Origin of the sequence: Streptomyces albidicamelliae (assembly GCF_025642175.1) — a bacterium.
Taxonomy (GTDB): Bacteria; Actinomycetota; Actinomycetes; order Streptomycetales; family Streptomycetaceae; genus Streptomyces; species Streptomyces albidocamelliae.
Genome location: NZ_CP106795.1, coordinates 2,039,435 through 2,064,817, shown reverse-complemented (window position 1 = coordinate 2,064,817; position 25,383 = coordinate 2,039,435). Strand labels below are relative to the sequence as shown.

At 73.9% G+C, this 25,383-nt stretch carries 22 protein-coding genes and 2 pseudogenes; 14 read left to right on the top strand and 10 right to left on the bottom strand.

Going from position 1 to position 25,383, the window contains the following annotated elements; translation table 11 throughout:
• Positions 1–33: 33 nt before the first annotated feature.
• From N8I86_RS09610 to N8I86_RS09600, 3 genes and pseudogenes are all read right to left on the bottom strand, one after another.
• Positions 34–1,652: pseudogene (locus tag N8I86_RS09610) on the bottom strand (HoxN/HupN/NixA family nickel/cobalt transporter).
• Complete coding sequence (locus N8I86_RS09605; protein ID WP_263277583.1) at positions 1,649–3,343, bottom strand: tetratricopeptide repeat protein; 1,695 nt, start codon at positions 3,341–3,343, stop codon at positions 1,649–1,651. Before N8I86_RS09605 ends, N8I86_RS09610 begins: the two are co-directional and overlap by 4 nt.
• A 96-nt stretch (positions 3,344–3,439) precedes the next feature.
• On the bottom strand, positions 3,440–4,981 hold the full coding sequence (locus N8I86_RS09600) for a DUF4331 domain-containing protein (RefSeq protein WP_263277582.1): 1,542 nt from the start codon (positions 4,979–4,981) through the stop codon (positions 3,440–3,442).
• A 208-nt stretch (positions 4,982–5,189) separates the two neighbouring features.
• Between N8I86_RS09600 and N8I86_RS09595 the strand changes: the two genes are divergently transcribed.
• The 3 genes from N8I86_RS09595 (at position 5,190) to N8I86_RS09585 (ending at position 6,940) form a co-directional block, all read left to right on the top strand.
• Entirely contained in the window at positions 5,190–5,732 is a 543-nt protein-coding gene (locus N8I86_RS09595) for a sigma-70 family RNA polymerase sigma factor (RefSeq protein WP_073899872.1), read from the top strand.
• Positions 5,729–6,544: an anti-sigma factor gene (locus N8I86_RS09590; RefSeq protein ID WP_263277581.1), complete on the top strand. Its 816-nt coding sequence runs from the start codon at positions 5,729–5,731 to the stop codon at positions 6,542–6,544. Before N8I86_RS09595 ends, N8I86_RS09590 begins: the two co-directional genes overlap by 4 nt.
• Before the next feature lie 126 nt (positions 6,545–6,670).
• Positions 6,671–6,940 carry a hypothetical protein gene (locus tag N8I86_RS09585; protein ID WP_073899868.1) on the top strand — a complete coding sequence of 90 codons (270 nt, stop codon included), beginning with the start codon at positions 6,671–6,673 and terminating at the stop codon, positions 6,938–6,940.
• A 109-nt stretch (positions 6,941–7,049) separates the two neighbouring features.
• On the opposite strand, the gene N8I86_RS09580 is transcribed toward N8I86_RS09585, so the two are convergent.
• From N8I86_RS09580 to N8I86_RS09565, 4 genes and pseudogenes are all read right to left on the bottom strand, one after another.
• Positions 7,050–8,246, bottom strand: coding sequence for a CaiB/BaiF CoA transferase family protein (locus N8I86_RS09580; protein ID WP_263277580.1), 1,197 nt, complete (start codon positions 8,244–8,246; stop codon positions 7,050–7,052).
• A 43-nt stretch (positions 8,247–8,289) separates the two neighbouring features.
• Positions 8,290–9,072 carry an ABC transporter permease gene (locus tag N8I86_RS09575; protein ID WP_263277579.1) on the bottom strand — a complete coding sequence of 261 codons (783 nt, stop codon included), beginning with the start codon at positions 9,070–9,072 and terminating at the stop codon, positions 8,290–8,292.
• Complete coding sequence (locus N8I86_RS39580) at positions 9,069–9,404, bottom strand: hypothetical protein (RefSeq protein WP_450169255.1); 336 nt, start codon at positions 9,402–9,404, stop codon at positions 9,069–9,071. Before N8I86_RS39580 ends, N8I86_RS09575 begins: the two co-directional genes overlap by 4 nt.
• Positions 9,405–9,416: 12 nt before the next feature.
• Positions 9,417–10,132, bottom strand: a pseudogene (locus N8I86_RS09565) (ABC transporter ATP-binding protein); the annotation flags it as partial.
• A 63-nt stretch (positions 10,133–10,195) separates the two neighbouring features.
• On the opposite strand from N8I86_RS09565, the gene N8I86_RS09560 reads away from it, so the two are divergent.
• Positions 10,196–10,972 carry a TetR/AcrR family transcriptional regulator gene (locus N8I86_RS09560; RefSeq protein ID WP_241841324.1) on the top strand — a complete coding sequence of 259 codons (777 nt, stop codon included), beginning with the start codon at positions 10,196–10,198 and terminating at the stop codon, positions 10,970–10,972.
• On the opposite strand, the gene N8I86_RS09555 is transcribed toward N8I86_RS09560, so the two are convergent.
• Genes N8I86_RS09555 through hmgA form a run of 3 tightly spaced genes read right to left on the bottom strand, consistent with a single transcriptional unit; the run spans position 10,969 to position 14,249 of the window.
• Positions 10,969–12,123, bottom strand: coding sequence for a type ISP restriction/modification enzyme (locus N8I86_RS09555; protein WP_263277578.1), 1,155 nt, complete (start codon positions 12,121–12,123; stop codon positions 10,969–10,971). The genes N8I86_RS09560 and N8I86_RS09555 overlap by 4 nt on opposite strands.
• A 25-nt stretch (positions 12,124–12,148) precedes the next feature.
• Entirely contained in the window at positions 12,149–12,898 is a 750-nt protein-coding gene (locus N8I86_RS09550) for a GntR family transcriptional regulator (RefSeq protein WP_263277577.1), read from the bottom strand.
• A 37-nt stretch (positions 12,899–12,935) separates the two neighbouring features.
• Positions 12,936–14,249, bottom strand: coding sequence for a homogentisate 1,2-dioxygenase (gene hmgA, locus N8I86_RS09545; RefSeq protein WP_073899834.1), 1,314 nt, complete (start codon positions 14,247–14,249; stop codon positions 12,936–12,938).
• A 151-nt stretch (positions 14,250–14,400) separates the two neighbouring features.
• Here hmgA and N8I86_RS39005 point away from each other — a divergent pair, with 151 nt between their 5' ends.
• The 10 genes from N8I86_RS39005 to N8I86_RS09500 all read left to right on the top strand — a co-directional run bounded on the left by N8I86_RS39005 (position 14,401) and on the right by N8I86_RS09500 (position 25,383).
• Positions 14,401–14,646, top strand: a complete 246-nt coding sequence (locus N8I86_RS39005) for a hypothetical protein (protein ID WP_317633602.1) — start codon at positions 14,401–14,403, stop codon at positions 14,644–14,646.
• Positions 14,634–14,954: a hypothetical protein gene (locus N8I86_RS39000; protein WP_317633601.1), complete on the top strand. Its 321-nt coding sequence runs from the start codon at positions 14,634–14,636 to the stop codon at positions 14,952–14,954. Before N8I86_RS39005 ends, N8I86_RS39000 begins: the two co-directional genes overlap by 13 nt.
• Before the next feature lie 64 nt (positions 14,955–15,018).
• Positions 15,019–15,645, top strand: a complete 627-nt coding sequence (locus N8I86_RS09535) for a TetR/AcrR family transcriptional regulator (protein ID WP_073899830.1) — start codon at positions 15,019–15,021, stop codon at positions 15,643–15,645.
• A gap of 111 nt (positions 15,646–15,756) precedes the next feature.
• The gene (locus N8I86_RS09530; RefSeq protein ID WP_263277576.1) at positions 15,757–17,988 is read left to right on the top strand and encodes a molybdopterin oxidoreductase family protein; all 2,232 of its coding nucleotides are present in this window, start codon (positions 15,757–15,759) and stop codon (positions 17,986–17,988) included.
• A gap of 124 nt (positions 17,989–18,112) precedes the next feature.
• Entirely contained in the window at positions 18,113–19,528 is a 1,416-nt protein-coding gene (locus tag N8I86_RS09525; protein ID WP_263277575.1) for a CitMHS family transporter, read from the top strand.
• 22 nt (positions 19,529–19,550) lie between these two features.
• A complete protein-coding gene (locus N8I86_RS09520) occupies positions 19,551–20,786 on the top strand; it encodes an MFS transporter (RefSeq protein ID WP_263277574.1) in 1,236 nt (411 codons plus the stop codon).
• 102 nt (positions 20,787–20,888) lie between these two features.
• Complete coding sequence (locus N8I86_RS09515; RefSeq protein ID WP_093478944.1) at positions 20,889–21,590, top strand: hypothetical protein; 702 nt, start codon at positions 20,889–20,891, stop codon at positions 21,588–21,590.
• Between the two features lie 90 nt (positions 21,591–21,680).
• The gene (locus tag N8I86_RS09510; RefSeq protein ID WP_263277573.1) at positions 21,681–22,265 is read left to right on the top strand and encodes a class F sortase; all 585 of its coding nucleotides are present in this window, start codon (positions 21,681–21,683) and stop codon (positions 22,263–22,265) included.
• 230 nt (positions 22,266–22,495) lie between these two features.
• Positions 22,496–23,836, top strand: a complete 1,341-nt coding sequence (locus N8I86_RS09505) for an ABC transporter ATP-binding protein (protein WP_073899818.1) — start codon at positions 22,496–22,498, stop codon at positions 23,834–23,836.
• A gap of 158 nt (positions 23,837–23,994) precedes the next feature.
• The gene (locus N8I86_RS09500; RefSeq protein ID WP_263277572.1) at positions 23,995–25,383 is read left to right on the top strand and encodes an aldehyde dehydrogenase family protein; all 1,389 of its coding nucleotides are present in this window, start codon (positions 23,995–23,997) and stop codon (positions 25,381–25,383) included.

Sequence of the window (25,383 nt, the reverse complement as noted above, 5' to 3'; positions counted from 1 at the left end):
AGGCATCTCGCGCGAATTCTCCACAAAAGTAGCTCAGCCGAGCGCGGATGCGGCCCCCTTGAGCACCAATCCGATACCCAGGGCCAGCACCACCGACGCGGAGACGAGGGGCAGGGTGCGGCGCACGAGGGCGGTCAGCGGGTGGGCCGTCCAGCGCGGGCGCCGGTCCAGCACCCGGGTGGCGCCGGCACCGAGCCGTACGACGGCGAACCCGGCCGCGCCGAGCGTCAGCGCGAGCCCCGCCCCGTACGCGACGACGAGCAGCAGCCCGAACCAGGCCTTGCCGAGCGCCGCGGCGCCGACCAGCACCACCACGGCGGACGGGCTGGGCACCAGCCCACCGGCGAACCCGAGCAGGATCGTGCCGCGCAGGGTGGGCGCGGTGGGATGGCTGTGGGTGTGACCGCCGTGGGTGTGCACCACACCACCGTGGTGGTGATGCCCGCCGTCGTGGGCGTGGGCGTGGGCGTGGTCGTGATGGTGGTCGTGGTCGTGGTGCCCGTGCCGGTGGGTGTGTCCGTCGTGGCCGTGGTGGTGTCCCGCGCCCGCGGCCTCCGCGTGCGCGCCGACCAGGGCCAACGGGCGTTCTCCGGCGGCCTCGTGGGAGTGCGCCTCGGGACGCGGGTGCGTGGGTACCCGGCTGCGCCAGGCCCGGCGTACGAGGTTGACGCCGGCCACGAGCACCAGCACGCCGCTGGCGACGGACAGCCAGGCGATCACCGAGGGCGTGGCGGCGGAACCGGCCGTGACGAGCAGGCCCAGCGCGACGACGCCGAGGGTGTGGGTCACGGTGACCGAGGCGGCCAGGGGCAGTACGTCCCGCAGCCGGGCCCGGCCCCCGCGTGCCGCCGCCGTCGCGGCCATCAGCGTCTTGCCGTGGCCCGGGGCGAGCGCGTGCATCGCGCCCAGGGCGACCGCGATGAGCAGGGCGAGCGCGGCGAATCCGACGGTGAGGTCACGGCGGGCCACCAGGTCGTCCAGGGCCCGGGTGAAGCGGTCGGCACCCCGGGGCAGCACCCCGGCGCCCGGCGCGTTCTGCCGCTCCTCGGCGAGCGCCGGGCCGCCGGGGCGCACCCGCAGCGACGCGCCGGTGGTGTCGGCGGGCGAGGACAGCAGGTCCTTCGGGTACGTCGTCAGTTCGCGGGACACCGACGTCTTCGGCACGTCCGTCGCGGTGAGCGTCATGCGGTCGCCGCGCGCCGTGATCTCCCGCCAGCCGGGTCCGCCGTCCGCGCCCGCGCCGTGGAAGCCGAGGGCGACGGTGCGGCCGCGGGGAGCGGGGCGGTCAGCCGGCACTCCACGCGGAGGGTGTGCAGACCGGCCTGACCGGGACGCAGCCGTGCCGTGCTCCGGCCGGCCGTGAGCGTGGCCGGCCGCCCGCCGACGGTGAGCCTGCTGTCCTCGGCCGCCCGGGCGCACCGCTGCCGGGCCCAGCCGGCCAGGCCCAGCCGCTTCAGGTCCGGGGCGGCCTGGGTGGCCGGGATCTCGGCCAGGTCCTCCACGTGGTCGACGCGGAGCCGACCGGGAGCGGCGACCAGGCCGTCGTAGCGGTTGACCGTGAAGTTGCCGAGGGGGTGGGCGCTCGCGGTGCCGGCCGGCAGCAGCCCGAGGGCGCACACGGCGAGCAGGACGAACAGCAGACGCGTTTTCACCGGGCGGCCTCCAGGGCCTTGCGGGCCCGCTCGGCACCCAGCGGCGAGAAGCCGGGGTTCAGCCTCAGGGCGGTGCTCAACGAGGCGCGGCCGTCGGTGCGGTGGCCCGTGGCCAGCTCGATCATGCCGCGGTGGTAGAGGAAGGCGGCGTTGCGGTAACCGGTGGCACCGGCCCGGCGGGCGTACGGCAGGGCCTCCTCGTCGAGGCCGTTGACGTGCAGGGCCCAGGCGAGGGCGTCCGCGGTGTGCACGGTGTGCCTGCGGGCCCACTCGGCGCGGGCCGCCCGCAGCGCGGCCCTGCGGTCGCCGTGGTCGGCCGCGGCGAGCGCGGTGTCCAGGTCCGCGTCGACGCCGTTGGCGCGGGCCAGCGCGATCCACGCGTCCACGAGGGCGTACTGCCGCCGGGCCCGCGCCCGGTCGCCGGCCGCGCCCCGCGCCTCGTACAGTTCGCCCAGTTCGACGAGCGGTCCGGGCAGCGGATTCTGCGCGACCACCGTCTCCAGCCCCTTGATCGCCGCCGCGCGGTCCCCGGTCGCCGCCTGCGCGCGGGCCCGGCCCTCCAGCGCAGGCAGATAGGTGTCGTCCGCGGCGAGTGCGCGGGCGTAGTAGGTGAGCGCCGCACTGTGGTCGCCCTGGTTCCAGGCGAGCTGGCCGAGCTGCGCGGCCACGTACGCCGTGTCGCCGGGCGAACTCGCCACGGACAGCGCCTGCTTCAGGACCCGGCGGGCCGTCCGTACGTCGCCCCGCAGCTCGTGCACGTAGGCGTAGCGGGTGAAGACCGGCACTCCCGGCCTGCGCTCGTCGGCCGTCGTGGCCGCCTCGGCCGCCTCGGCGTACCGGCCGAGTTCGACCAGGGCGTCGACGCGGGAGGACAGCGCGCGCTCGCTGTACGGGTTCAGCCGGAGGGCCTGGTCGGCGTGGACCAGGGCGTGCGCGAAGTCGTGCCGGGCCGCGGCCAGAGCGGCGCGTCCGGCCAGCGCCTGGTCGTTGTCCGGTGCCAGCGACAGGGAACGCCCCAGTGCCTTCTCCGCCTGCGGGTACCGGGCGGGGTCGCCCTTGGTCCGCGCCTGCTCGACGTAGGCGAGGCCCAGGGTGGCCCAGCCGCCGGCGTCCCTGGGCTGGGACCGCAGGTGCGCCTGGAGCGCGGCGATGCTCGCGTCCAGGTTCCCGCCGCCGAGGACCCCGGGGTCCACGGCACGGGCGGCGACCGGCACCGACGCGGGCGCCCGGTCGGTACCGAGGGCGATCGCCCCGCCGGTCATGGCCACCGCCAGCAGCACGCCGCACACCGCGAGCTGAGCCCCTCGCCAGTGGCGTCCGGCACCGCGCACCCGCCGGACGGCGACCACCCGGTCGTCGGGCCCGGGAGCCCCGGGCCCGTCGGCGCCGGCCGCGACCTCGCCGGTGCCGGAGGAGGGGGTGTCGTCACCGGTGCCGGCGCCGCGGTGGTCCGTGGCGGGGGTGTCGGGCTTGCCGGTGTCCGTGGCGGGGGTGTTGCGCTCGCTGGTGTCCGCCGCGGAGGTGTCGGGCTCGGCGGTGCCGGGCGCCGCGGTGCCGGCGGTCGCCGCCTCGTCGGTGTGCGGGCCGGACGGTTCACCGGCGTCCGGGCGGGCGTCGGAGGGCCCGCGTCCGCCGGTTCCGGCGGTCACCGCTTCCGTCGCGTCTGCGAAGTCGTTCCTGCGCGGGGCCATGCCCTCTCCTCGGTCGCCCGGTGGTGTCGGAAGGGGAAGGCGCGGCCCGCCGTGGGGGAAGGGAACACGGGCCGCGCCGGTCTGGGGGAGTGCGGATCAGTACGGGCGCTGCAGGCGCCGGCGCCACCACGCGAAGGCGGTGCCGATCAGCAGGATCCCGGCCGCGCCGGAGGCCGCGGAGGCGGCGATCAGCACGGTGTCGTCGGAACCGCCCGCGGACGCGCCGGCCGGCTGGAGGGCGTCACCGAGCTGGCTGCGCACGTCCGTACCCGCGGTCGTGCCCTTGGCGAGCTTGCCCCGCGAACCGGCCGTGGGCTGGGCGACGTACGGGAAGTACTTCTCGAACGACTTGTCGTTCTTGTCGACCGCGTCGCCCAGGTCGTTCTTGGAACCGACCAGTTCACCCTCGACGACCTGGAGCGCCTCGTCGATCACGTCGTCGGTGAGCCGGCGCCCGTTCGGGAAGCCCGCGTTGTCGCCGTCCAGCACACCGAGCCGCTTGGGGTGCATGGCCGGCTTGACCGACGTGTTCAGCCGCAGCTGCTCCGAAGGCTTCACGTTCGGCGGCTGGTTGAGGCCCTTGACGCCCTTCAGGAAGACGTCGACGAGGTCGTTGCGCGGCTCGGCCGGAGCCTTGATCTTGTAGATCGACTCGATGAGCTTCGGCAGCTCCGGATTGGTCACGTTCTTCAGGAACTGCCCGTCGTACGCGGGCTGGGACGCGTTGAACTTGTCCTTGTCCTTCTGCGGGTTGACCACCTCGTTGACCAGCGGGTTGCCGAGGCGCGAGACCTGCGAGTAGTAGCCCTGCGCGTTGCGGCGCTGGGTCGTGGACCAGATGCCGACGATCGGCTGCTTCGCGGACTCGCGGATCAGCGCGTTCGGGACCTGCAGCGCGATCGAGTTGACGTTGTAGCCCTTGAGCGTGTCCCGGCCGACCTCCGTGAGGTTCCCGCCGTACAGCAGGTCGAAGACCCGCAGGTCCAGGAAGAAGGGGTCGTCGGCCTGGCCGGCGAAGGTGGCCGCGCCGCCGGCCGTCTTGTACACGGCCTGCGCGCGCAGCTTGCCGTAGTCCGGCATGGACGCCTTGCCGACGTTCGACGGGGCCACCGGTATGTCGTCCGCGAGCTTCGTCTTCGACATCACGTGCTGGTTCTTCAGCCGGATCAGGTCGATGTCGTACGTCTGCGTGATGTTGAGGTCCGGGTCGTCGAGGCTGGTGACCGGACCGGTGTTGTACAGGAAGGTGTTGCCGTTCTTGGTGTGCGTCTTGAAGGTGTAGCGGAACAGCAGGTCACCCTGCGCGTCACCGTTGCTGTCGACGTGGATGTCGTACTGGGCGTCGTCCGCGAACGTGTAGAAGTTCGGTCCGCCCGCCGGCTCCTCGAACGGGATCCAGTTGGCCACGATCGTCGTCGTGTCGGGCTTGTCGGGACTGACGAACGCGTACAGGTCCGTGTTGTCGTACTGCGGGGTGCCCGAGATCAGCGGGGCCTCCCGGTGGGAGGAGGCGGATGCCGCCCCGGGTTCCAGCGCGGTGACGCCGGCGGCTGCGAGCCCTCCGGCGGCCAGCGCACCGCAGATGAGCGTGACCAGGCCCTTGCGACCTGTGCCGCTCCTGGAGAAGAGAGGTGTCATGCCGTCCGTCCTCAGTGCCGACTTGCCTTTGACGGACGGGTATACGGAGCGGGACCGCCGATCGGTTTGGTCGGACGCCGAAAAACTTTTCCCGAGTTCGCACCCGCGTTTTCGGCCCGTGCATCCGTAACACCTCGGGGAGGTGTGTGCGGTGCGGATGCGCGGTGCGCGGGGAAGAGCCGGCTGCGGCCACGGAGAGGGGGCCCGGATGGCGGCCGACGATCTGCTGGTGCTCGTGGCGGGCGGCGACCAGAGGGCGTTCGAGGAACTGTACGGACTCGTGTCGGGGCCGGTGTACGGACTCGTACGGCGGGTGGTGCGCGACCCCGCCCAGTCCGAGGAGGTCGCCCAGGAGGTGCTGCTCGAACTGTGGCGCTCCGCCGCCCGGTTCGACCCCGGCCGGGGCAGTGCCCTGTCCTGGATCCTCACGCTCGCCCACCGCCGCGCCGTCGACCGGGTGCGCAGCGCCCGGGCGGCCGGCGAACGCGAGCAGCGGGAGGCGCTGCGGGCCGGGGAGCCCGCCTTCGACCAGGTCGCCGAGGAGGTCGAGGCCGGTCTGGAACGCGAATGGGTGCGCCGCTGCCTGAGACGGCTCACCGACCTGCAACGCCAGTCGGTGACCCTCGCCTACTACGACGGCTACACCTACCGTGAGGTGGCCGAGCGGCTGTCGCTGCCGCTCGGCACGGTCAAGACGCGGATGCGTGACGGGCTCACCCGGCTGCGCGAGTGCCTGGGAGGTGCCGCATGAGCGTGCTCGGCAGGCTGCTCGGCCGCGACGACCCGCACTCCCTGGCCGCACCCTACGCGCTCGACGCCCTCGGAGCGGGCGAGCGGCACCGCTTCGAGAAGCACCTGCGCGGCTGCGACCGCTGTGCCGCCGAGGTGCGGGAGCTGGCCGAGGACGCGGTGCGTCTCGCCTGGTCCACGGCGGCCCCGCCGCCCGCCGCCCTGCGCGACCGGGTGCTGGCCGCCGTCCGCGCCACCCCGCAGGAGCAGGCGGCGCCCGCACGCGAGCGCGCGCCCCGACTGCCGCCGCACGTGTGGGGAGTCCAGCCACCCCCGGGCCGCGCGCGTGCGACGGCCCGGCGCCCCCTGTTCGTGCCCTTCGCGACGGCCACCGCCGCCGCGGCCCTCGTCGTCGCCTCGCTGTTCGCGGTCCAGGCGCACCGCACCGAGGGCCGGCTCGACGCCGAGCAGGCCCGGGCACGTGAGATCGCCCACGTTCTCGCCGCCGCCGACGTCCGCGCCACGAGCAGCGCGGATCCGCGGGGGCGCGGTATCGGAGTGATCGCTTCCGCGTCCGAGGGGGAAGCCGTCGTCACGCTCAGCGGGTACGGCAGCCCGTCCGGCGGGCGCGTGCACCAGCTCTGGCTCATGCGCCCCCGCGTGCAACCGCGCTCCCTCGGGCTCTTCGCGGGCGACACGCCCTTGGTGGCCAAGGGGCTCGGCAAGTCCTCGACGTCACTCGCCGTGACCGTCGAGCCTGACGGCGGGTCAGCACAACCCACCAGCCAGCCCATTGTCCAACTCACCCTGAAATCGGTCGGATTCGGAGAGTAGTCAAAGAGGGATGGTCAACCCCCTTGCAGGGAAGGTGAATCCTGTGGCCGTGATACCCGCGTGCCCCACCGGGACGGTAGGGTTACCCTGCCCGGGCCGGGTGGACTCGTACGGGTGGGGAGTGACATGGAGCAGATAACGATGCGCAGCAGGGCCAGGGTCCCTGCGATCACGTGTGGGAGCAGCGCGACCAGTTCGCGTCTCGACCGCCATCTGTCGGTGCTGGGCGGACCCGCCATACCGCAGCGTGAGACGGTCGAGGCGACGTCGCTGATGCGCGAGCTGACGGCGCGTGACACCGTGCACGAGCGCAGCGACCGGGGTACACGCGTCCGTCGCGTCTCCCTCTTCGCGCCGCTGCGCAGGCTGCGCCGCTCGCTGTTCGGCGGCCACTGAGCCGCCCCGAGGGGCCCCGGCCGGTCAGCCGCCGGCCGCCGAGCACCCTCGCCGGGTACCGGCACCGAGCGAACCGGCACACCCGGAGTCCGGTCCCGCCTGCCCGCGCTCAGGCCGCCACGCCGTCCCGGCGCAGCGCTGCGATCTCGTCGTCCGTCATTCCCACGGCGCGCAGCAGCGCCTCGGTGTGCTGACCGAGCGCGGGCACCTCACCCATCCGTGCCTCCTCCCCGCCCGGCAGCGTGATGGGAGGCAGCAGCGCCCGCAGCGGCCCGACCGGCGAACCCACCTCGCGCCACCGCTCCCGGGCCGCGAGCTGCGGATGTTCCGCCAGCTCGTGCAGATCCCTCAGCCGCGCACAGGCGATGCCCGCCTTCTCCAGCCGGGCCAGCGCCTCGTCCGCGTCCAGCCGGCCCAGCGCCCCGGCCACCAGCTCGTCGGTCCGCTCCCGGTTCGCCACCCGCGCCGCGTTCGTCGCGTAGGCGGGATCCGTGCCCAACTCCGGGCGTCTCACGACCTGTTCGGCCAGACGGCACCACTCCCGGTCGTTCTGCACCGACAGCAGTACCCGGCCGCCGTCCGCGGTCGTGTAGGCGTCGTAGGGCGCGATCACGGCGTGCGCGAGCCCGGTGCGCGCCGGCGCCTCGCCTCCGTGCATCGTGTGGTGCAGCGGATGCCCCAGCCACTCGGCGAGCGCCTCCAGCATGGACACCTCCACCGGGCCGCCCCGCCCGGTCGTCCCGCGCCGCACCAGGGCCGCGAGCACGCCCGAGAACGCGTACATGGCGGCGGCGATGTCCGCCGCCGGGACGCCCGCCTTCACCGGCTGCTCCGGGGTCCCGGTCACCGACACGAGCCCCGCCTCGCACTGCACGAGCATGTCGTACGCCCGCTTGTCCGCGTACGGCCCCGAGCCGCCGTACCCCGAGATGTCGACCGCGACGAGTGCCGGGTGCGCGGCGCATAGGGTGGCCGCGTCGAGACCCAGCCGGGCCGCGGCCCCGTGCGCGAGGTTCTGCACGAACACGTCCGCGTCCGCGATCAGCCGCCGTACGACGGCGAGTCCGCGCGGGTCCTTCAGGTCCAGCGCGAGGGACTCCTTGCCGCGGTTGCACCACACGAAGTGCGAGGCGAGACCGCGGGCCGCCGTGTCGTAGCCGCGTGCGAAGTCGCCGCCGTCGATCCGCTCCACCTTGATGACCCGGGCGCCCAGGTCGGCGAGCTGCCGGGTCGCGAAGGGTGCGGCCACGGCCTGTTCGACGGCGACGACGGTGATGCCCTCCAGGGGCAGGGGCTGCTGGTCCATGCCCCGGATCATGCCGGTGACCGGCGGGTTTGTCAGCAGCCCGTCAGCGCTCGCCGCGCGCGTAGCGGCGTACGGCGAGCGGCAGGAAGACCGCGGTCAGGGCGAGACTCCACAGCAGCGACCCGGCGACCGGATGCGCCACCGGCCAGGCGGAGTCCGCCGGGACCGCCGCGTTGCCGAAGAGGTCCCGCAGGGCCGTCGCCACCGCGCTGATCGGGTTCCAGTCGGCGAGCGTGCGCAGCGGGCCGGGCAGGCCGCCCGTCGGGATGTACGCGTCGGACAGCAGGGGCAGTACGAAGGAGGCGGCGCCGAGCTGGCCGGCCGCTTCCTCGCTGCGGGTGAGCAGCCCGAGGAAGATCCCGGCGCAGGTGCAGGCGAACCGGAAGAGCAGCAGCAGTCCCACGGCGCCGGCCGCCCCGGCCGCGGACCCCTCGATCCGCCAGCCCACCGCGAGCCCGACGAGCAGCAGCGGCACGGTCCCGACGGTGGTCACGACGAGGTCCGCGACGGCCTGCCCGAGCGGTACGGCGGCCCGGCTCACCGGCATCGTGCGGAACCGGTCCATCACGCCGCGGTGGGTGTCCTGGGCGGCCTGGAACATGCCGGCCATCAGCCCGCCCGCGGCCGTCGCGACGAGCAGCCCCGGCACCAGGAAGGAGCGGTACTCGCGGCCGGGCATCGCCAGCGCGCTGCCGAACACGTAGCCGAAGAACAGCAGCATGTTGACCGGCATCAGCTGGGTCAGGACCGCCAGTCCCGGGTTGTTGCGGACCCGGCGCAGCTGCCGGCCCGTCATCGCCAGTCCGTCGTACACCGTCGCGGTCATGCGGCGAGCTCCTCGCTGTCGGCGGACTCCCCGGTGAGCCGCAGGAAGACGTCGTCGAGCGTGGGCGGCCGCAGGCTCGCGTCGAGCAACGGCACGCCCGCTGCGTCGAGTTCGCGCACCAGGCGCGGCAGGGTCAGGGTCGTGTCGGTGCTGACCGCGCCCACCGCGTGCCGCTCGCGGTCGAACACGGGCGCGCTGCCGGTGAGCCGGTCGAGGACGCCCGCCGCCTTCGCCAGCGCCTCCCCGTCCGCGACCACGGCCTCCGCGTACGAGCCGACGAGCGCCTTGAGCCGGGCGGGCGAGCCGGTGTGGGCGATCCGCCCCCGGCCCATCAGGGCGACGGTGTCGGCGCGTCCGCGACCACGGCCTCCGCGTACGAGCCGACGAGCGCCTTGAGCCGGGCGGGCGAGCCGGTGTGGGCGATCCGCCCCCGGCCCATCAGGGCGACGGTGTCGGCGAGCCGGTCCGCCTCCTCCAGGTACTGCGTGGTCAGCAGCACGGTCGTGCCGTCCGCCCGCAGGTCGCGCACCGCCTCCTGGATCCGGGTGCGGCCCGCCGGGTCGAGGCCCGTGGTCGGCTCGTCGAGGAAGAGCACCTCGGGCCGGCGGATCAGGCTCGCGGCGAGGTCCAGCCGGCGCCGCATGCCGCCGGAGTACCCCGCCACCCTGCGGTCCGCCGCCTCGGTGAGACCGAAGCGCTCCAGCAGTTCGTCCGCGCGGGCGGCCGGCCCGCGCACCCGGTGCAGCCGTGCGAACAGCCGCAGGTTCTCCCGGCCCGTGAGGTCCCCGTCGACGGAGGCGTACTGCCCGGTGACCGCGATCCGGCGGCGCACGGCCGGTGCCTCCCGGACGAGGTCGTGCCCCGCGATCCGCGCCGAGCCCGCGTCCGGCCGCAGCAGCGTGGTCAGCAGCCGTACCGCCGTCGTCTTCCCCGCGCCGTTCGGTCCGAGCAGACCGCAGACCGTGCCCTCGGCGACGGCCAGATCCAGCCCGCGCAGGGCGTGCACGGCGCCGAAGCGCTTCCCCAGACCTTCACTAAGTACAGCGTACGTAGTAGTCATGCGGAGACCATAGCGCACTACGTACGGTGTACGTAACTAGGATGGTGGCCGAGGTGATGTCCGATGGCAGTCCGAGGGGCCGTTCCCGAGGTGATCTGGGCGCGTCCCGAGCGCACCGGCCGGGGCCCGAAGCCGGCGTACACGCGCGACGACATCGCGGCGGCGGCCGTCCGGATCGCCGACGCGCGAGGGCTCGACGCGGTGTCCATGCGGCACGTCGCGGCCGAACTGGGCTGCGGCACCATGTCGCTGTACAACTACGTCCCCCGCAAGGAGGACCTGCACGAGCTGATGGTGGACGCGGTCAGCGCCGAGCACGTCCTGTGGGAGCCGAGCGGCGACTGGCGGGCCGACATGCTCCGGGTGGCCGGCCGGACACGGGAGCTGATGCACCGCCATCCGTGGCTGCCGCGGCTGATGTCCCCGGTGTACGGCTTCAGCCCGCACGCCCTGCGTTACCTGGAGCACTGCCTGGCCTGCCTGGACCCGCTGGAAGCGGCCTACGGCACCAAGCTGGAGCTGATCGCGATGCTGAACGGCATCGTCACGACGTACGTCCGCAACGAACTCGACACCGCCGAGCGGGTGCGGGCGCTGCCCTGGTCGGAGGACGAGGAGAACGCGGTGCGGATCGCCTACCTCGGCGGCCGGATCGCCTCCGGCGCGTACCCGAGGATGGCGGCGGCGTTCATGGAGGACGCGGGCCCGATCGACCTGGAGGCGGTCTTCCAGCGAGCTCTGGAACGGGTCCTGGACGCCTTCGCGCCGCGTCGGGCCGGCACGGCGGACGCCGGGGGCGTCGCGCGCCCGGAAGCCGCCCCCGGTCGCGGGGCCGACTAGAGCAGGGCGAACTGGCCGTCCGGGCCCTCCTCGTGGTGGTCCAGGACGGAGGCGGGACGGCGGGACGGCTCCGGCGGAGGCAGCACGCCCGCCTCCCGCAGGGCGGCCGCCGTGACCGCCGACGGCACGTCGAAGCCGGCCCGCCGGGCCCGGAGTTCCGCCAGCAGGGCGAGAACCGTGATCAGCTCCAGCAGCTCCGACGTCCAGGTCTGCGGCCAGGTCGCCGGGCGGATCGCGGCGAGCGTGCCCGGTTCGGCCGGGGCGGTGCGGGCGGTGAACCAGGCCTGAAGGACCCGCACTCCGGCCACCTCGTGGTCCCAGGCCGCCGGCGGGACCGGTGCGATGCGGCCCTCGTCGAGATGCAGGGTCTCCTCGTCGCGGTCGTAGTGCAGGGTCAGCGGGCGGCCCGGCAGCGGGGCCCGGACGTAGGGGCGGCGCCCGCCGGGCAGCTTGGGGCGCTCGCCGTCCCGGCGCAGCAGCCACAGCAGACGGCGGCCCAGGTCCACACCGGACGCCCACCGCCCCGGGTCGTCGGTGAGCGGAACGGTCCGGTCCGGCCGGGCCGCCGCCAGCACCCAGGCCAGCACGTCCGGCGCCGTGGGGCGCTCGCCCAGCCGGGCGGCCAGGTGGTCCAGCAGGCCCGGGGCCAGGTTCGGTTCCGTGCCGCCGGGGCGACGCCACAGCGGGCGGATCCGGCCGGCGCGCAGCGTGGGCAGGAGCGAGGTCGCCAGCAGGGGAGCGTCCTCGTCGCCCGTCTCCACCACGAAGACCTGGTGCGGGCCGGCCACCCGCCACAGCTCCGGGCGGGCCGTGTCCAGCAGCCGGTGGTCCGGGATCAGCCACTGCTCGTCGAAGGGCGCCGCCAGCACCCGTACCGGATCCGCGCACGGCCCGTCGGCGCGCGCCAGTCGCCCGGTGCCGGTGGACTGGCCGGGCAGCTGGCCCACGGCGGAGTGCGGCGTGCGGGCGCGGGTCGGCTGGAACAGGGCCTCGCGGTCGGGGCCCTCCGCCTTCAGCAGGGCGTCCCAGCGGGCCTTCAGGGAGACCGGGTCGGGTGCCGTCGGCCAGGCGCGGCCGGGCCGCAGCGGTGCGACGGACCACGGCATGAGGTCCGCCAGCGGCGGAGCGTCGTCGTGCGTCACGCAGGGCATCGTACGGCCTGGGCGGGGCCCGGGATCAGGTCGCCTCCAGCGTGACGGTGAACGAGAAGCGGTCGCCCCGGTAGTGGATCACCGCCACGTCCAGCACCCGGCCGGCCGCGTCGTACGTGACGCCCGTGTAGTGCAGGATCGGGCTGAGCAGGGGCACTTGCAGCAGACGCGCGGTGTCCGGGTCGGCGAGCCGGGCCTCCACGGTGTCCGTGATACGGCTGATGTCCGCCTTCACGACGTCGCGCAGCACCTTCGTCATCGGCCAGCGGGCCAGGTCCTCCGGGTCGACGCGCGCGGCCAGTTCGGGACGCACGTGGTTGACGGCGTGGTTGGTCGGCTCGCCGGTCTTCTCGTCGCTGCGCAGCCGGTGGTAGGTCGCGACCTCGTCGAGGTCGGGGAAGTACTCGGCGAACGCGGCGGGCACCGGTGTGCGCCCGTGGTCCAGCAGTTCGGTCGTCATGCCGGACTGCTGGGCCACGATCGCGTCCACCGAGCCCAGGAGCCGGACCGGGGCCCCGCGCCGGACCCCGGGCTCGATGAAGGTGCCGCGCCGCCGGTGCCGGCTGATCAGCCCCTCGTCCTCCAGTTCCTTCAGCGCCTGCCGCATGGTCAGCACGCTGACGCCGTAGTGCTCCGCCAGCCGCTCCTCGGTGGGCAGGCGCAGCGGGTCCTCGGGCGAGCGGCCGAGTATCGAGGCGCGCAGCGACTGCGACACCTGATACCAGAGCGGCAGCTTGCGGTTCAGGACGATCGAGTCCGGAGCGAAGGAGGTCACGCGGCTATCCGTACTTGAGGAGGAACATCCCGTCCAGTCACCGGGCGCGGAAGTGACGTTCCAGACCCTGCCAGACGTCGTCGTAGCGCTGCTGGAGGTGGCCGGCGCCGGCGGCTTGCGGGGTGAGGGTGACCGGCCAGCGGGTCTCGAACATGAACGCCAGTCCGTCGTCGACCTTCTGGGGCCGCAGCTCGGCCGCGCTCGCCCGGTCGAACGTCTCCCGGTCCGGGCCGTGCGCGGACATCATGTTGTGCAGCGAGCCGCCGCCGGGCACGAAGCCCTCGGCCTTGGCGTCGTAGGCGCCCTCGATCAGGCCCATGTACTCGCTCATCACGTTCCGGTGGAAGTACGGCGGCCGGAAGGTGTCCTCGCCGACCAGCCAGCGCGGGGCGAAGACCACGAAGTCGACCCCGGCCAGACCGGGGGTGTCCGACGGGGAGGTCAGGACCGTGAAGATGGACGGGTCCGGGTGGTCGTAGGAGATGGTGCCGATCACATTGAAACGGCGCATGTCGTAGACGTAGGGCACATGGTTGCCGTGCCAGGCGACCACGTCCAGGGGGGAGTGGTCGTAGGTGGCCGTCCAGAGGTTGCCGCAGAACTTGTTCACCACCTCGACGGGGCCCTCGACGTCCTCGTACGCGGCGACCGGTGCCCGGAAGTCCCGGGCGTTGGCGAGCCCGTTGGCCCCGATCGGCCCGAGGTCGGGCAGCTGGAACGGCGCCCCGTAGTTCTCGCACACGTACCCGCGGGCGGAGTCGTCGAGCAGCTCCACCCGGAACCGCACCCCGCGCGGGATCAGCGCCACGTCGCCCGGTTCCGCGTGCAGCCGGCCGAACTCGGTGTGCAGCAGCAGCCCGCCATGCTCCGGCACGATCAGCAGCTCGCCGTCCGCGTCCGAGAAGACCCGCTCCATCGAGGCGTCGGCGCGGTACAGGTGCACCGCCATACCGGTGCGCTGCGCGGCGTCGCCGTTGCCGCCGAGCGTCCACAGCCCGGCCAGGAAGTCCGTCCCGGCGGGCGGCTCGGGCAGCGGGTTCCAGCGCAGCCGGTTGGGGTCGGGCACCGTCTCGGTGAAGGGGGCCGTGCGGATGGCCCCGTTGCCGGTGCGGGTGAAGGCGGGGTGCGCGGCCGACGGGCGGATGCGGTACAGCCAGGAACGGCGGTTGTGCGCCCGGGGCTCGGTGAAGGCGGTACCGCTCAGCTGCTCCGGGTACAGGCCGAGCGGCGCGCGCTGCGGCGAGTTGCGGCCCTCGGGCAGGGCGCCCGGCACCGCCTCGGAGGCGTGCTCGTTGCCGAACCCGGTCAGATACGACAGCCCCTCGGCGGTCTTCCGTGCGTCCCCGCTCATGCTCGCTCCCTTGCGCCGCTGATTCCTATGCATCACCGTAGGAATGCGTGGTGATCCGCGCAAGAGGGTCCCGAGTACTCCGCGCGGGGGACGGGGAGAACCAGACTTCAGGGGGATCCGGTTGACGGAGCCTTGCCCTAATGTCCGGAGCATGACGAGAACGTCGTGGACGCGCAGGTCGCTCGCCGCGCTCGCGGCCTGCGTCCTGGTGTCGTGCGCGGCGGCGGGCTGCGGCACCGGCGGGCCGGACGGGGGTACGGCGGCGCCCTCACCGGTCGGCAAGGTGCTGGACGGCACCGACGGCGGGGGCCGCCATCTGCGCGAGGTCGCCGAGGAGGACGCCCCCGAGGTCGGCGTCGAGGTGACCCCGAGTCCGGCGGCTGGATGGTCCGGCTGACCTTCCGCCGCTTCCGCTGCTCCGCGCCCGGCACCGGGCCGGCGGCGGCCCCGGGGCGCGGGCTCGCCCACCTCTTCGTCGACGGCCGGCGGGTCGCCCGGCTGCGCGCGCACGAGTACCACCTGCCCGGCCGCCTGGTCCCGCACGGCACGCACCACGTGACGGCGCGCCTGTACGCCGACGACGGCACCGCGTGGGCCGTGCGCGGCAAGCCGGTGCAGAGCACCGCCGACATCACCGTCTCCGACGCCGAGGCGGACGCGCCCGGGCCGTCGGCCGGGACCGGCACACCGCCCCCCGCCACATGAGTGCACGGGCCACCCTTTCGCGTACTGGAGGGCGAGGTTCACCGGATCCCGGCGGAGAGGCATCATGAAACCCGTGCCCCACGCGACATCCCTCCGCCGCGCGCCGGTCCAGCGACGCAGCGCCGAACGGCTGACCCGCATCCTCGACGCGTGCGCCGAACTCCTCGACGAGGTCGGCTACGACGAGCTGAGCACCCGTACGGTCGCCCTGCGCGCCGGCGTGCCCATCGGCTCGGTATACCGGTTCTTCGGCAACAAGCGGCAGATGGCCGACGCCCTCGCCCAGCGCAACCTGGAGCGCTACACCGAGCGCGTGGTGGAGCGGCTGAAGGAGTCCCGCACGGGGGACTGGCGGGCCGCCATGGACGCCGTCCTGGACGAGTACCTGGCCATGAAGCGCACCGCGCCCGGCTTCTCCCGCGTCGACTTCGGCAACCAGATCCCGGTCGGCTCCCGCCAGGCCGAGCCCAACACCCGCGTCGCCGACCGCCTCATCGGGCTGCTCTCGGCCTTCCTCGACCGCAGTCCGGACGAATCGCTGCACCGTGTCTTCCTCGTCGCCGTCGAGAGCGCGGACAGCCTCGTGCAACTGGCCTTCCGCCTCGACCCGCAGGGCGACGAGGCGATCATCGCCGAGACGAGGGAACTGCTGCGGGCCTACCTGGCACGCGTCCTCGACCGGACGGCGTAGACGCGCGGCCGCACGACGGAGGCCCTCGGGGGGCTCCCCTCCATGCCTACCGGTCGGTATGCTCGCGGCAGCTCGTGCGACACCGCCGCCGCCGACCCTCCGGGAGGACCCGTGTCCCGCACCGCCCTGCGTATCTGCCCCCTGTGCGAGGCCACCTGCGGGCTGACCCTGACCCTCGACGGCACCCGCGTCACCGGTGCGCGCGGCGACCGCGAGGACGTCTTCAGCAAGGGCTTCATCTGCCCCAAGGGCGCCTCCTTCGGCGCCGTCGACGGCGACCCCGACCGACTGCGCACCCCGCTCGTCCGGGAGAACGGCACCCTGCGCGAGGCCACCTGGGAGGAGGCCTTCGACGCGGTCGCCGCCGGCCTGCGCCCGGTGGCGGAACGGCACGGCCCGAACGCCGTGGGCGTGGTCCTCGGCAACCCCAACGTGCACACCGTGGCCGGCGCCCTCTACCCGCCGGTCCTGCTCGCCGCCCTCGGCACCCGCAGCCTCTTCACCGCCTCCACGGTCGACCAGATGCCCAAGCACGTCTCCAGCGGACTGCTCTTCGGCGACGCCAACGCCATCCCGGTGCCGGACCTCGACCGCACCGACCACCTGCTCCTCATCGGCGCCAACCCCCTGGAGTCCAACGGCAGTCTGTGCACGGCCCCCGACTTCCCCGGCCGGCTCAAGGCCCTCAAGGCACGCGGCGGCCGCCTCACCGTCGTGGACCCGCGCCGCACCCGCACCGCGAAGCTCGCCGACCGGCACCTCGCGATACGCCCCGGCACCGACGCCCTGCTGCTCGCCGCGATGGCCACCGTGCTCTTCGAGGAGGGCCTGACCGACCTGGGGGACCTGGCCCCGCACGTCGAGGGGGTCGAGGAGGTCCGGCGGGCCCTGGCCGACTTCACCCCGGAGTCGGTGGCCGCGGCCTGCGACCTCGACGCCGGTGACGTCCGCGCCCTCGCCCGCGAACTCGCCGCCGCCCCCAGCGCCGCCGTCTACGCCCGCATCGGCAGCTGCACCGTCCCGCACGGCACCCTGGCGAGCTGGCTGGTCGACGTCCTCAACGTCCTCACCGGCAACCTCGACCGGCCCGGCGGCGCCCTCTTCCCACAGGCCGCCACCGACAGGACACCCCGGCCGGCCGGCCCCGGCCGCGGGTTCGCCCTCGGACGCTGGCACTCCCGGGTGAGCGGACACCCCGAGGCGAAGGGCGAGTTGCCGCTCTCCGCGCTCGCCGAGGAGATCGACACCGCCACCGACGAGGGCGAACCGGTCCGCGCGCTGATCGTGGTCGCCGCCAACCCCGTCCTCTCCGCGCCCGACGGCGACCGCCTCGACAAGGCCCTCGCGTCCCTGGACTTCATGGTCAGCGTCGACCCGTACCTCAACGAGACCTCGCGCCACGCCGACGTCGTCCTGCCCCCGCCCCCGCCGTCCCAGAGCCCGCACCACGACTTCGCCTTCAACACCCTCGCCGTGCGCAACCAGGTCCGCTACACCCGCCCCGCGGTCCCCCTGGAGTCCGGCCGCATGGCCGAGAGCGAGATCCTCGCCCGGCTGGTCCTCGCCGCCACCGGCCTGCACGGCACCGATCCGGCGGCCGTGGACGCGATGGTCGTCGAGCAGACCCTCGGCAGGGCCGTGCAGGAGGAGCACTCGCCCGTGCACGGCCGCGACCCGCACGAACTCGCCGGCCGGCTCACCGGGGACAACGGCCCCGAGCGCCGCCTCGACATGATGCTGCGCCTCGGCCCGTACGGCGACGGCTTCGGCGCCCGCCCCGGCGGACTGAGCCTGGACCGGCTGCTCGCCCACCCGCACGGCATCGACCTGGGCCCGCTGCGCCCGCGCCTGCCGCAGCCGCTGCGCACCCGCAGCGGCAGGGTCGAACTGCTGCCGGGGCCCGTCGCCGACGACCTGCCCCGGCTCCGGGCGGCCCTGCGGGAACGCCCCGCCGGACTCGTCCTGGTCGGCCGCCGCCATCTGCGGTCCAACAACAGCTGGATGCACAACGTGCCCGCCCTCACCGGCGGCACGAACCGGTGCACCCTGCACATCCACCCCGACGACGCGGACCGCCTCGGCGTCCGGGACGGGGCGGACGTACGGATCAAGGGCGCCGGGGGAGAGGTGGTCGCGCCGGCGGAGGTCACCGACGGGGTCCGGCCGGGTGTGGTGAGCCTGCCGCACGGCTGGGGCCACGACCGGCCCGGCACCCGGCTCGGCCACGCCTCCACCGCTCCCGGCGTCAACGTCAACCAGCTCCTGGACGGCAGCCTGCTCGACCCGCTGTCGGGCAACGCGGTCCTCAACGGCATCCCGGTCAGCCTGACCGCAAGCCTGTGACCTGGACTTTCGCGCTTATTGCTCGCACGCCGACCTCTTGCTGACGCCGGACGACGGGACCTAACGTCAACGCACCGCCGACACCCAGGTGCGATGTTCAAGGGCGAACGTTAGGTATCCATCCATGCTCACCATCCTCGGCTTCGCCATGATCGCGACCTTCCTGGTCCTGATCATGCTGAAGAAGATGTCGCCGATCTCGGCGCTCGTGCTGATCCCCGCGCTGTTCTGCGTGTTCGTCGGCAAGGGCGCCGAGCTCGGCGACTACGTCATCGACGGCGTCACCGGCCTCGCCCCCACCGCGGCGATGCTCATGTTCGCGATCGTCTACTTCGGTGTGATGATCGACGTCGGTCTCTTCGACCCGATCGTGCGGGGCATCCTCGGGTTCTGCAAGGCCGACCCGATGCGCATCGTCGTCGGCACCGCGGTCCTCGCCGCGATCGTCTCCCTGGACGGCGACGGCTCGACCACCTTCATGATCACCGTCTCGGCGATGTACCCGCTCTACAAGCGCCTGAGGATGTCCCTGGTCGTGATGACCGGCGTCGCCGCCATGGCCAACGGCGTGATGAACACGCTGCCGTGGGGCGGCCCGACCGCCCGCGCCGCCACCGCCCTCAAGGTCGACGCCGGCGACATCTTCGTGCCGATGATCCCCGCACTGGCCATGGGCCTGGTGTTCGTCCTCGCCCTCGCGTACGTCCTCGGCCGCCGCGAGCGGAGGCGGCTCGGCGTGCTCACGCTGGACGAGGCGCTGGTGGAGGAGACCGAGACGGTGCTCGTGGGTGCGGGTGCGGGCACGGGTGCGGATGCCGGTGCGGGGACCAGGTCCTCGGGAGGTGCCGGCTCCGGTACCGACGCCTCCCGTGCGGAGCCGGCACCCGGGGGCGACGGTTTCCAGGGTCTCGACCCGCACCGCCCCACCCTGCGTCCCCGGCTGTACTGGTTCAACGCGCTGCTCACCGTCGGGCTGCTGACCGCCATGATCATGGAGTTGCTGCCGATCCCGGTGCTCTTCCTGCTCGGCGCCGCGCTCGCCCTGGCCGTCAACTTCCCGCACATGCCGGACCAGAAGGCCCGGATCGCCGCCCACGCCGAGAACGTCCTCAACGTCTCCGGCATGGTCTTCGCCGCGGCCGTCTTCACCGGCGTCCTGCAGGGCACCGGCATGGTCGACCACATGGCCGACTGGCTGGTCGGCAACATCCCCGACGGCATGGGCCCGCACATGGCCCTCGTCACCGGCGTGCTGAGCATCCCGCTCACGTACTTCATGTCCAACGACGGTTTCTACTTCGGCATCCTGCCGGTGCTCGCCGAGGCGGGCCAGGCCCACGGCGTCTCCTCGCTGGAGATCGCCCGCGCCTCGATCGTCGGCCAGCCCCTGCACATGTCCAGCCCGCTGGTCCCCGCCGTCTACGTCCTGGTCGGCATGGCCAAGGTCGAGTTCGGCGACCACACCCGGTTCGTGGTCAAGTGGGCAGCCCTGACCTCGCTGGTGGTGCTCGGGGCGGGACTCGTCTTCGGCACCGTCTGAATCTGCCAGGGAGGGAACGTCCATGGCGCCCGGTCGGAACCGTGGCTGGCTGCTCCGCCTCGTCCTCGCCTTCGGCTTCGCGCAGGGGGCGGTGTCGATGGCCCGGCCCGCGGTCTCCTACCGGGCGCTCGCGCTGGGCGCCGACGAGCGGGCCGTCGGCGTCATCGCCGGTGTCTACGCGCTGCTCCCGCTCTTCGCGGCCGTACCCCTCGGCCGGCGCACCGACCACGGCCGCTGCGCGCCGCTGCTCCCGGCGGGCGTGGTCCTCATCGCCGGGGGCTGCGCGCTGAGCGGGCTCGCCGGCACGCTGTGGGCGATGGCCCTGTGGAGCGGGGTGATGGGACTCGGCCACCTCTGCTTCGTGATCGGCGCCCAGTCCCTGGTCGCCCGCCAGTCCGCGCCGCACGAACAGGACCGCAACTTCGGTCACTTCACCATCGGCGCATCCCTCGGCCAGCTCGTCGGCCCCGTCGCCGCGGGCGCCCTCATCGGCGCCCCCGACATGGCCGGCAGCAGCGCGCTCGCCCTCGTCGTGGCCGGCGCGGGCGCCGCGGTCGCGTTCACCTCGCTGTGGCGCATCGAGGACCGTGCGGCGCTCAAGTCCCCCTTCCCGCAGGGGGAAAGGGTGCCGGTCGGCGGCATCCTGCGGGCCCGGGGCGTCCCGGCGGGGATCCTCGTCAGCCTCTCCGTGCTGTCCGCCACCGACATCCTCACCGCCTACCTGCCGGTGGTCGGCGAGCACCGCGGCATCACGCCCTCGGTGGTCGGCGTCCTGCTCAGCCTGCGGGCCGGTGCCACCATCGCCTGCCGGCTCGTCCTCACCCCGCTGCTGCGGCTGCTCGGCCGGCCCGCGCTGCTCACCGTGACCTGCCTGCTGGCGGCCGTCCTCTGCGCCGGGATCGCCGTGCCGGCGCCGGTGTGGGTGCTCGGTCCGACGCTCACCGCGCTCGGCTTCTGCCTCGGTGTCGGGCAGCCGCTGTCCATGACGACCGTCGTCCAGGCGGCGCCCGACGAAGCCCGCTCCACCGCGCTCGCGCTGCGCCTGACGGGAAACCGGCTCGGCCAGGTGGCCGCCCCGGCCGCCGCCGGTCTGGTCGCGGGGGTGGCGGGCGTGGCCGCGCCGTTCGTGATGCTCGGGGCGCTGCTGCTGCTGTCGTCCGGGGTGGCGCTGCGGTCGCCGGGGCGGCCCGAGGGCGCGGGCCGGGCGGCACCGGCGCGGCCGAAGCGGCCGGGATTGCGCCGCACGAGCGATATCTGACGGCGCGCCGGGCGTTGTTGCCGCGGGCCGCGCGCCCCATGAAGGAGAGTCCAGGCGAAAGAGCGATTTGTATGAAAATCGTCTGAACCCGGAGGATTGCGCATGCCCACCCTGACACTCCCACGTGCCGTCGGCTCCCGCGCGGGCGCCTCCGTCGTCCTCACCGCTCTCGCCGCGGCGGGCGCGTCATGGGTGGCGGCGCCGAACGCGATGGCCGCGGGTGAGAACGGCGACATCAGGATCCACCGCGCCGATGTGTGGCCCGCCTCGGGCGGCAAGGACGATCCGCTGGTCTGCCGCTTCTACCTCGACGCGGTCAACTTCGACGTTCTCACCAGCGTCTCGTACACCATCACGCCGCAGCCCCCGCTGCCGAGCGCGGCCACCGTCTCCGGCAATATCCAGCTCGCCGGCGGCGCCGGGCACACCGACCCGCTCGGGCTGGCGGACGGCCAGTACAAGATCAGCTGGACGGTGCCGCTGGCTCCGGGCATCCCCCCGACCACTCCTCCCACCACGAAGGAGAAGGTCTTCCGGGTCAACTGCCGTGAGGCGCAGCACGACGGCGCGCAGGGTCCGGGCGGTCAGATCGAGGACCATCAGCAGCAGCAGGACAACGGCGCCTGGGGCGGCCACAACGACCAGCAGCCCCCCAAGGGCGGGGTGCACGCGGGCGGCGGCGGACTCATCGACACCGCGGCCGCGTACTCGCCGGTGGCCGGCGCCGCGGCCGTGGGTCTGATCGCGGTCTGCGGTGTCGTGTACTTCCGGCTGATCCGCCGTCGGCCCCATGGTGCCGCGTAGGTACCGACGCAGGCCCTGGTACCGGACCCGCGCCTACCGCCTCGCCAGGACGGCCCTGCTCGTGGTCGTCCTGGTGACGACGGTGAACCGGTGCGGGGGCGAGGCGGCCACCGGGCCCGCGCAGGCGGGCGGCGCCGACGAGGGGGCGGGCCGCACTCCGCACGTACGGACGGCCGCGGACCGGGCCGGCCGGACCCGGAGCCCCCGCCGCGCCCGCTTCCCCGGTCCCGGCCGACGTCCTTCCGGGTCCCCTCGCTGGGGATCGACGCCCCGGTCATCCCCCTACGGCTGGGCCAGGACCGGCAGTTGGAGACACCACCCGTCGACCGGCCCAAGCTGGTCGGCTGGTACCAGGGCGGTGCCACCCCCGGCGAGTCGGGCACCGCGATCGCCGTCGGGCACCGTGACACGACGACCGGACCCGCGGTGTTCGCGGGGCTCGCCCAGATCAGGCCCGGCAAGCACGTCGAGGTCGCGCGCGCGGACGGCCGCAGCGCCGTCTACTCGGTGGACCGGGTCAAGGTCTTCGACAAGGCCGGCTTCCCCGACAAGGAGGTCTACGGCCGGACCGGGCGCCCGGAGCTGAGGATCATCACCTGCGGCGGCCTCTTCAGCCGGCGGACGGGCTACACCAGCAACGTCGTCGTCTTCGCCCACCTGACCGCGACCAGGTGACCGAGGGCGCGGGCCCGTCCCCGCGCCCCCGGCCGCCGTCCGAAACCGCGGCCTCCGTTCCCGTAGCCGCCCGGGCCGGGGCGTCCCGGAGTACGGGATGTCCGTCCGGCGTCTTCCCCGGCCGGGCACATTCCGTTAACTTCCGTGACCCACAGGCCCCGTGCGACTCGCACCGGACCTTCGGACCCACGGAGCAGCGGCGCTCCGGACAGCTCCCGGGGGCGGCAGCCATGACACGCGCCATCTCTCTGCACGACGTGAACAAGACCTACGCGCGCGGCCCGCGCGTGGTGGACCGGCTCTCGCTGGACATCGCACCCGGCGAGTTCCTGGTCCTGCTCGGCCCCTCCGGCTGCGGGAAGTCCACCGTGCTGCGCATGATCGCCGGCCTGGAGGAGATCGACGAGGGCCGGCTGCTGCTCGACGGCGAGTACGCCAACGACTGGCAGCCCTCCGAGCGGGACATGGCCATGGTGTTCCAGAGCTTCGCCCTCTACCCAAGCATGACCAGCCGCGACAACATCGGCTTCCCGCTGCGCATCGAGTCGCCCGGCGCGGACCCCGGCCCGCGGGTCACCGCCACGGCGCGCATGCTCGGCATCGAGGACCTGCTCGACCGCTTCCCCAGCCAGCTCTCCGGCGGCGAGCGGCAGCGCGTCGCCATGGGCCGGGCGATCGCCCGGCACCCCTCCGCCTTCCTGATGGACGAGCCGCTGTCCAACCTCGACGCCAAGCTCCGCAACCACCTCCGCGCCGAGATCGCCCAGCTCACCCGCGAACTGGGCGTCACCACGGTGTACGTCACCCACGACCAGGCCGAGGCGATGTCCCTCGGCGACCGGGTGGCCGTGCTGCGCGGCGGCCTGCTCCAGCAGGTCGGCAGCCCGCGCGAGGTCTACGCCCTGCCCCGCAACGTCTTCGTCGCCGCCTTCATCGGGACCCCGCGCATCAACCTGCTGCGCGGGCTGGTCCGCGCTCCGCTGGACGGCGCCATGACCGTCAGCCTGGGCAAGCAGGCCCTGCGCCTGCCCGAACCCCTGTCCCTGGACCACCAGTTGCTGAGGGTGCAGCAGGGCCGCGAAGTCATCGTCGGGCTGCGCTCGGAGGCGGTGCGGATCGCCGCGCACGGCACCGCCCGGCCCGGAGAGGTGCCGCTCACCGGGCTGGTCGAGCACGTGGAGTTCCAGGGGCACGAGGTCCTCGTGCACTTCAACACCGGCTCGCGGCCCGCCGTCGTACCCGAACTGGAGGCCCCGCGTCCCGCTCCGCGGCCCGCGCGGCGGCGCCGGCGGGAGGGCCCGACGGTGCTGGACCGGCTGCGGGAGCGGGCCGGTTCCCTGCGCGCCGGTCCCGTGGTGGTGCTGGAGCATCCCGAGGACGCCGTACCGGAGCCCGCGCCCCCGGAGGGACGGCTCCCGGGCGACCTGGTCGTGCGCACCACCCCGGACCTCCGGCTCCAGCACGGCATGCAGGTGCCCCTCCTCGTGGACCTCGCCCACCTCTTCGTCTTCGACCAGCACGGCGACCGGATCTGCCCGTCCCCCGACCGGCTGCCCGACCTGGACGAGTGACCGCCCGCGGGGGAGGCGATGATGTCCCGGGACGCCGACGCCCCGGCCCGCCCGCCACTCCGGGGGCGTCCGGCGGCCGAAGGGATGTCTGGCGCGCGAAAACTAACAGCGCTAGTTTGTGTGCCGGACGACGCAGCCCCGCCGGGAGGAAACGCAGCATGAAGGCACACGACGGCCTGTACATCGACGGCGCCTGGCGCCCGGCCGCGAGCACGGACGAGATCGAGGTCGTGAACCCGGCCGACGAGCGGATCATCGCCACGGTCCCGGCCGGCGGCGCGGCGGACGTCGACACCGCCGTACGCGCCGCGCGCGCCGCCCTTCCCGCCTGGGCCGCGACACCGCCGGCCGAGCGGGCCGCGCGTCTCGCCGCCCTCCGGGACGCCCTCGCGGCCCGCGAGGAGGAGATCGCCGAGACGGTCACCGCGGAACTGGGCTCCCCGCTCCCGTTCTCCCGGGCGGTGCACACGGCCGTACCCCTCGCGGTCGCCGGCTCCTACGCCGAACTGGCCGCCACCCACTCCTTCGAGGAGAAGGTCGGCAACTCCACCGTCCTGCACGAGCCGATCGGCGTGGTGGGCGCGATCACCCCGTGGAACTACCCCCTCCACCAGATCGTCGCCAAGGTCGCCCCGGCGCTCGCCGCCGGCTGCACGGTCGTCCTCAAGCCCGCCGAGGACACCCCGCTCACCGCCCAGCTGTTCGCCGAGGCGGTGCACGAAGCGGGCGTACCGGCAGGCGTGTTCAACCTGGTCACCGGCCTCGGTCCGGTCGCCGGCCAGGCCCTCGCCGAGCACCCGGGCGTCGACCTGGTCTCCTTCACCGGCTCCACGGCGGTCGGCCGGCGGATCGGCGCGGTGGCCGGCGGTGCCGTCAAGAAGGTCGCCCTGGAGCTGGGCGGCAAGTCCGCCAACGTGATCCTGCCGAGCGCCGACCTCGCCAGGGCGGTCAACGTCGGCGTCGCCAACGTCATGTCCAACTCCGGCCAGACGTGCAGCGCCTGGACCCGCATGCTGGTCCACCGCGATCAGTACGACGAGGCCGTCGAACTGGCCGCGGCCGCCGCCGCGAAGTACGGCGACCGCATCGGTCCGGTGGTGAGCTCCGGGCAGCGGGCCCGGGTGCGCGGCTACATCGAGAAGGGCGTGGCCGAGGGCGCCCGCCTCGTCGCCGGCGGCCCCGGCTCCGCGCGCGAGACGGGCTACTTCGTCGAACCGACGGTCCTCGCCGACGTCACCCCTGAGATGACCGTCGCCCAGGAGGAGATCTTCGGCCCGGTCCTCACCGTCCTGCGCTACGAGGACGAGGAGGACGCCCTGCGCATCGCCAACGGCACGGTGTACGGCCTCGCGGGCGCCGTGTGGGCCGCTGACGAGGCCGAGGCCGTCGCCTTCGCCCGGCGCATGGAGACCGGGCAGGTCGACATCAACGGCGGCCGGTTCAACCCCCTCGCGCCCTTCGGCGGCTACAAGCAGTCGGGCGTGGGCCGGGAGCTCGGCGCGCACGGCCTCGCCGAGTACCTCCAGACCAAGTCCCTGCAGTTCTAA